Source organism: Micromonospora sp. AMSO1212t, assembly GCF_008868145.1.
GTDB lineage: Bacteria > Actinomycetota > Actinomycetes > Mycobacteriales > Micromonosporaceae > Micromonospora > Micromonospora tulbaghiae.
The window spans coordinates 1-6,547 of sequence record NZ_WBKS01000202.1 but is presented as its reverse complement, the minus strand read 5'-3'; the positions used below and the strand labels follow the sequence as shown (position 1 = coordinate 6,547).

At 75.2% G+C, this 6,547-nt stretch carries 4 protein-coding genes and 1 pseudogene; 2 read left to right on the top strand and 3 right to left on the bottom strand.

Translation table 11 applies throughout. The annotated features are described in order from the left end of the window. Both F8279_RS28690 and F8279_RS28685 read right to left on the bottom strand, forming a co-directional pair. Positions 1 to 2,220, bottom strand: a complete 2,220-nt coding sequence (locus tag F8279_RS28690; RefSeq protein WP_225853448.1) for an AAA family ATPase — start codon at positions 2,218 to 2,220, stop codon at positions 1 to 3. A 241-nt stretch (positions 2,221 to 2,461) separates the two neighbouring features. Further along, the gene (locus tag F8279_RS28685; RefSeq protein ID WP_151501605.1) at positions 2,462 to 3,571 is read right to left on the bottom strand and encodes a sigma-E factor regulatory protein RseB domain-containing protein; all 1,110 of its coding nucleotides are present in this window, start codon (positions 3,569 to 3,571) and stop codon (positions 2,462 to 2,464) included. Between the two features lie 95 nt (positions 3,572 to 3,666). Here F8279_RS28685 and F8279_RS28680 point away from each other — a divergent pair, with 95 nt between their 5' ends. Next, positions 3,667 to 4,323, top strand: coding sequence for a response regulator transcription factor (locus tag F8279_RS28680; RefSeq protein ID WP_091427735.1), 657 nt, complete (start codon positions 3,667 to 3,669; stop codon positions 4,321 to 4,323). Then, positions 4,320 to 5,723, top strand: a complete 1,404-nt coding sequence (locus tag F8279_RS28675) for a cell wall metabolism sensor histidine kinase WalK (protein ID WP_151501604.1) — start codon at positions 4,320 to 4,322, stop codon at positions 5,721 to 5,723. The genes F8279_RS28680 and F8279_RS28675 overlap by 4 nt, the downstream gene beginning before the upstream one ends. Positions 5,724 to 5,727: 4 nt before the next feature. Here the strand turns inward: F8279_RS28675 and F8279_RS28670 are convergent. Beyond that, positions 5,728 to 6,547, bottom strand: a pseudogene (locus F8279_RS28670) (tetratricopeptide repeat protein); the annotation flags it as partial.

Sequence of the window (6,547 nt, the reverse complement as noted above, 5' to 3'; positions counted from 1 at the left end):
TTATGGGGTGCGGAGGATGCCCAGGCGTTGGGTGGCTCTCGTCAGGGCCACGTAGAGGTCGCTGTTGCCCCTCGGGGACTCGGACACCATCCGGGCCGGATCGACCACCAGCACCGAGTCGAACTCCAGGCCCTTGGCCTGCTCGGTGGTCAGCACCACCACCCGGTTCGCCAGCTCCGGCTGCTCACCCACAGTCGCCTCCGGCAGCGCCGCCACCACCGCGCCGCCCAGCTCGGTCACCCGGCCGGTGGGCACCAGCACGCCGAGCCGCCCGTCGCCGAGCGACGCGGCCTCCCGGGCGGTCGCATCGACCAGCTCCGTCACCAGCCGGTCCGCCGGTACGGTCCGGTCCCAGGGCGGTACGCCGGTGGCGCGTACCGAGCGGGGTGGCCGCAGCGCCGGGTCGATCTCGGCGAGCACGTCGGCGGCGACCGCCATGATCTCGGCCGGGGTGCGGTAGCTGACGGTCAGCTCCTCCAGCCGCCACCGGTCCGCCACGTACGGCGCGAGCGCCTCGCCCCAGGACGGTGTGCCCGCGAGCGCGCCGGTCTGCGCCACGTCCCCGACGATGGTCATCGACCGGCTCGGGCAGCGGCGCATCAGCAGCCGCCACGCCATGGGGGAAAGCTCCTGCGCCTCGTCCACGATCACATGCCCGAACGCCCACGTGCGGTCGGCGGCGGCGCGCTGGGCGGTGGTGAGCCGGTCGTACTCCTCCTGCCGCTCGGAGAGCCGGTCGGCGTCGATCAGGTCGGTGACGCCGAGGATCTCACCGCCGTCGGCCTCGTCCTCGACGTCGATGGAGCGGGAGCCGCGCCAGATCTCCAGCACGCCCTCGGCGTACTCGCGCTCCAGCGCGCGGATCCGCTCCCGGCGGGCCACGGCGGCGCGCTCGTCCTCGCCGAGCAGTTCGGCGGCCTCGTCCAGCAGCGGTACGTCGGCGGGTGTCCAGCCGCCGGGCTCGCGGTGCAGCGCGGCCCGCTCGGCATCGGTGAGCATCGGCGCGGCGGTGGCGATCCGCTCCGGCGAGGCGTACAGGTCGGCGAGCAGGCGTTGCGGGGTGAGCACCGGCCACAGCTCGTCCAGCGCGGCCCGGATCTCCGGCTCCTCGCGCAGCTCGCGGCGGATCTCGGCGCGGTCGGCCTCGGACAGCAGGTTCTCCCCGCCCAGCGGGTCGGCGCCGATCCGCTCGGCCACCTGGTCGGCGAGCGCGTGCACGATCTCCACGTCGAACAGGCCGCGGGCCAGGTTGTGCGGGCGGCCGGTGCGGCGTACCCGGTCGCGGGCCTGCCGCACGGTCTCCGGGTCGAGCGTCAGCACCTCCCGTTGCGGCAGCTCGATGGTGACCGGCTCGTCCGGCACCCACTGCCGGTCGCGGACCGCCGCGGCGAGCACGTCGGCCAGCACCGCGCGGCCCTTGAGCGCGGCGGTGGTGGCCGGCTCGGCGCGGCGGGCGTACACGCCGGGGAAGAGGTCGGCCTGGGTACGCAGCAGCACGCCGGTCTCGGCCAGCGTGGGCAGCACCTGGGAGATGTAGCGCAGGAAGGTGGCGTTCGGGCCGACCAGCAGCACGCCGCGGGTGGAGAGCTGCTGGCGGTGCGTGTAGAGCAGGTACGCGGCCCGGTGCAGCGCCACGGCCGTCTTGCCGGTGCCGGGGCCGCCCTGCACCACCATCACGCCGGGCAGGTCGGCGCGGATGATGCGGTCCTGCTCGGCCTGGATGGTCTCGACGATGTCGCGCATCCGGCCGGTGCGCCCGGCGTTGAGCGCGGCGAGCAGCGACGCCTCGCCGGTCAGCTCCTCGTGCGCGGTGGGGGAGGCGGCGCTGATGTCCAGCATCTCGTCGTTGAGCCCGGTCACCTTCCGGTCGCGGGTACGCAGGTGGCGACGGCGGCGTACGCCCTGCGGGTTGGCGGCGGTGGCCAGGTAGAACGGGCGGGCGGCAGGGGCGCGCCAGTCCATCAGCAGCGGGTCGTAGTCGCCGCTGGAGTCGAAGATCCCGATCCGGCCGATGTAGCGGACGGCGCCGTCGTCGCCGTCGAGGCGGCCGAAGCACAGGCCGCTCTCGACGGCGGAGAACTGCTCGACCTGGTCGGCGTACATCGCCACCGTCGAGTCGCGCTGCGACCGGGCCTGCTGCGTGCCGCCGGTGTGGCGCAACTCCTCGTCGAGCCGCCGGGCGGCCTGTTCCCGCATGCCGTCCAGCCGGTCGTACAGCATCGAGACGTATTCCTGTTCCCGGCCGATCTCGTCGTCCTGGCGCAGGTCAGCCGACACGTCGGAGTGCGTTGACAATCCGGCTCCTCATTGACTAAAATTGCCGCAGGAATGGCATTCAGAAGCCATTCCTTTTTTGTGCCTGAACTGAGAAAGATAGCGCGTCGGCCGCCACCCGACCAAGCCCGGACACGACTCGGGGCCCGGTCGGCGTCAGCCGACCGAGCCCCGGGCGCGGCATGTCTCAGCCCTTGGCCGCCTCGTAGAGCCGCTCCGGCGTGACCAGACCGGCGATCACCCGGCCGTCGTCGGTCAGCAGCACGCTGAACAGCTTGCCGCTGAGCAGCCGGCCGCTGCCCCAGTCGCCGCTGACCTTCGGCAGGTCACCGAGCACCTGCGCGAGCATCTGGGCGTCCGGCGCGTCCGCGCCGGGCTTCGCGCCGTCGCCGGTCGCCGCGTCGCCGATCTTGGCGACCACCACCGTGGTCCAGCCGGTGCCGACGGTACGCACATCCGGCTTCTCGGCGTCCTTCCGGTCGAACCGCTTGCCCGCCGGTCCGGGCCGCTCGCCCTCGGTCGCCTCGGTGACCTTCACACCGGGCGGCGGGTTGAACCGGAACTGGTCGGCCTCCGGCGTGCGGAAGTCGACCTGGGTGAACGCCACCTGGAAGGCCGGCTCGTCCTGGCCGTCGGCGAGCACCTGCAGACGCAGCGGCACGTGCTCCTCGGCGTCGAGCGCGATCCGCACCTGGTGGACCAGGGACGCCTTGTCGCGCGGGGTGAGCACCAGCTCGTACGCGCTGCGCCCGGCCACCGTCGCGGTGCGGCCGACGGTGACCGCCGTGGTCGGGTCGATCGCCTCCAGCGCCCGGTCCGCGGCGTCGGCCGGAGTGGCCGGCACGGCGGCCCGGTCCGGGGCGTCGGCCGGCAACGTCCGGTGCGTGGCGGTGTTCTCCCGGCTGTTCCAGGTCCAGACGTCCCGCCCGTTGCGCAGGATGTCCTGCTCGCCGAGCGTGTCGACCAGCGCGAGCCGCTGCCGGTCCTCGCCGCCGTACCAGACGCGCAGCGTGTGCGTACCGGACACCAGCCCGGCCAGGTCGTTGCCGGCGGCCCGGCCGGCGAGCGCGGCGATCGGCGGCAGGCCGAGGTCGGCGCGCTGCACGACGGTGCCGGAGAGCCCGTCCAGGCGGGACGTGCGCAGGTCTTCGAGGAGCTGGGCGGCGCTGCGCGGCGGCAGCGCCGGGTCGGCGCCGGCGGCGAACGTGCCGACGGCGGCGCCACCGCCGATCACGGCGACCCCCGCGGTCACCGGGACCAGCCAGCGCAGCACGGCGCGGTTCTTCATCACGGACATAGTGTGCACCTCCTGCGCACCATGCTGCGCGATCGTCGCTGTGACCACGCTGAGGAGATCCCCTACGGGTGACCCCATGGTGGCACCCTGGACCGGTGCGGTTGCTGGTGGTGGAGGACGAGACGCGGCTCGCGGCGGCGCTGCGGCGGGGCCTGTCGGCGGAGGGTTTCGTGGTCGACGTGGCGGCCACCGGCCCGGAGGGGCTGGACGCGGCCCGGCACGGCGAGTACGACGCGATGATCCTCGACGTGATGCTGCCGGGCCTCTCCGGCTACGAGGTGGTCCGCCGGCTGCGCGCCGAGCAGCGCTGGCTGCCGGTGCTGATGCTGTCGGCCAAGGACGGCGAGTACGACCAGGCCGACGGGCTGGACTGCGGCGCGGACGACTACCTGACCAAGCCCTTCTCGTACGTGGTGCTGCTGGCCCGGCTGCGGGCGCTGCTGCGCCGCGGCGCGCCCCGGCGGCCGACCGTGCTCACCGTGGGGGACCTGCGCCTGGATCCGGCCCGCCGCCGGGTCACCCGGGCCGACGCCGAGGTGGTGCTGACCAGCCGCGAGTACGCGTTGCTGGACTACCTGATGCGCCGCCCCGGCGAGGTGGTGTCCAAGACCGAGCTGCTGGACCACGTCTGGGACGCGTCGGTCGACACCGCCCCGAACGCGGTGGAGGTCTACGTCGGCTACCTGCGCCGCAAGATCGGCCGGGAGCGGCTGGAGACGGTGCGCGGCGCGGGTTACCGGCTGGCCACATGAGCCGGTGGGTACGCGGCCCGCTGCCGCGGCTGGGCCTGCGGGCCCGGCTGCTCGCGCTGGGCGTGTTGGGACTCGTGGTCGGCTTCGCGTTCGGCGGGGCGCTGCTGCTCGGCGCGCTGGGCTGGACGCTGCAGCGCTCGGTCGACGAGGAGGCGCTGCGCACCGCGGACGCGGTGGCGCTGCTCACGGCTGAGGACGCGCTGCCGGACCCGCTGCCGGTGGCCGGTGGGCAGTTGCGGGTGCAGGTGGTCGACGCGCAGGGCCGGATCCGGGCGGCGTCGATCGACGCGGACCGCCTGGTGCCGATGCTCGGGCCGGACGAGCTGCGTCCCGGGCAGCGGCAGCGGCTGGTGGTGGACGGTCGGCGCGCCGGCATGCCCGGCCCGGTCCGGGTGGTCACGGTGCCGGCCGGCACGGCGCAGGAGCCGCGTACGGTGCTGGTCGCCAAGTCGCTCACCGACGTGCGGCACAGCCTGCACGTGGTCCGCAACCTGCTGCTCGTGGGTTTCCCGCTGCTGGTGGCCGGGCTCGGTGTGGTGGCCTGGCGGGTGGTGGGCGCGACGTTGCGCCCGGTCGAGCAGTTGCGCAGCGGCGCGGCCGAGATCACCGGTCGGGCCGGGGCGGAGCGGCTCCCCGTACCGGCCGGGCAGGACGAGATCCACCGGCTCGCGGTCACGCTCAACGACATGCTGGACCGGCTGGCCGCGTCCCGGGCCCGGCAGCGGGCGTTCGTCGCCGACGCCGCGCACGAGCTGCGCAGCCCGCTGACGAACATGCGTACCGAGCTGGAGGTGGCCCGGCGTCTCGGCGACGACACCGACTGGCCGGCGGTCGCCGACGACCTGCTCGCCGACACCGAGCGGCTGAGCCGTCTGGTGGACGACCTGCTGCTGCTGGCCCGCCTCGACGAGCAGGACGCCCGGCCGTCCCCGGTCGGCCCGGTGGAGCTGGGGGATCTGCTGCGTGCGGTGGCCGCCCGCTACCCGTCGCCGCCGGTGCGGCTGACGCCGCCGGACGCGCCACGGTGGGTGGAGGGGGACGCGGGGGAGCTGCGCCGGGTGCTGGTGAACCTGGTGGACAACGCGCTGCGGCACGCGTACACCGATGTGGTTCTGGCCGTGAGCGGGCCGGATGGTGCGTACCACCTGATCACGGTGACCGACGACGGGCCGGGCATCCCGGCGGCGGACCGGGAGCGGGTGTTCGCGCGGTTCACCCGGCTCGACGACGCGCGGGCGCGCGACGCGGGCGGCGCGGGCCTGGGCCTGGCGATCGTGCGCGAGCTGGTGCGCCGGGCCGGCGGCACGGTGGAGCTGGCCGACGCGACGCCCGGTGCCGCCGCGCCGGGGCTGCGGGCGACGGTACGGCTGCCCGCGCTGGCCGAGCCGGACGCGGAGTGAGCGGTCAGCGGCGTTTCGTGCAGACCGGGCCGGTGCGGGCGACGGTGTCGGTGGACCAGACGAGCGCGACCGTGAAGCAGTAGTCGGTGGTGCGGTCGAGCCCGTAGGCGATGTAGTCGGCCGAGCCGGCGGGAAGCGTGGCGAAGGTTCCCTGCGGCTGCCCGGACCGGCCCCCGGCGACCACCACGGGCCCTTCCGCGCCGGCCGGGTACGTCCAGCTCAGCACGATGCTGTCGCGCCGGTCGGTGAGCGTGAACCTCCCGGGTGGCGTGCCCGGGGCGGCGGCCGCCGCTGTGGTCGGCGCGGGAGCGGCCGAGGTGGGCGGCGGCGCGCTGGTGGCCGGCGGCGGGGTGTCGCGGCCGTCGTCCACCCGGGACACCCCGGCGATCACCGCGATGGTGCCGAGCAGCAGCGCCACCACGACGCCGAGCACCACGAGCGGCAGCCAGGGCAGCGTGCGCCGCTCCGCGGCCGGCGGCCGGGGCACGTGCACCGGCAGGTAGCGCGACGGCGGCTCGGGCGCGGGCGGCGGCACCCGGCGTACGCCGTCGGGTTCGTCGTCGGCGAGCCCGACCACCGTGGGCGGCAACGGGTCGACGCCGGGGCGCCACGGCTGCTCGGCGGGTTCGTCGGGCGGCCACGGGTAGTCGTCGAACGCGTCGCCGTCGGCCTCCGGCGCGGTACGCGGTGTCGGCACGTGCGCGGTCTCGGCAGCCCGGCCGGGCGGGTGGTAGAGCGGCGTCTCGACCGGCTCGTCGAGCGCGGGCGGGCTGTAGGGCGGCAGGTCGTGCGGCCCTTCGGTGGCCGGGGGAACCCGGGCGGCG

Excerpts from the sequence above, each read along its gene's own strand:
- F8279_RS28690 (WP_225853448.1), bottom strand. The coding sequence starts at position 2,220 with ATGCTGTACGACCGGCTGGACGGCATGCGGGAACAGGCCGCCCGGCGG.
- F8279_RS28685 (WP_151501605.1), bottom strand. The coding sequence starts at position 3,571 with ATGTCCGTGATGAAGAACCGCGCCGTGCTGCGCTGGCTGGTCCCGGTG.
- F8279_RS28675 (WP_151501604.1), top strand. The coding sequence starts at position 4,320 with ATGAGCCGGTGGGTACGCGGCCCGCTGCCGCGGCTGGGCCTGCGGGCC.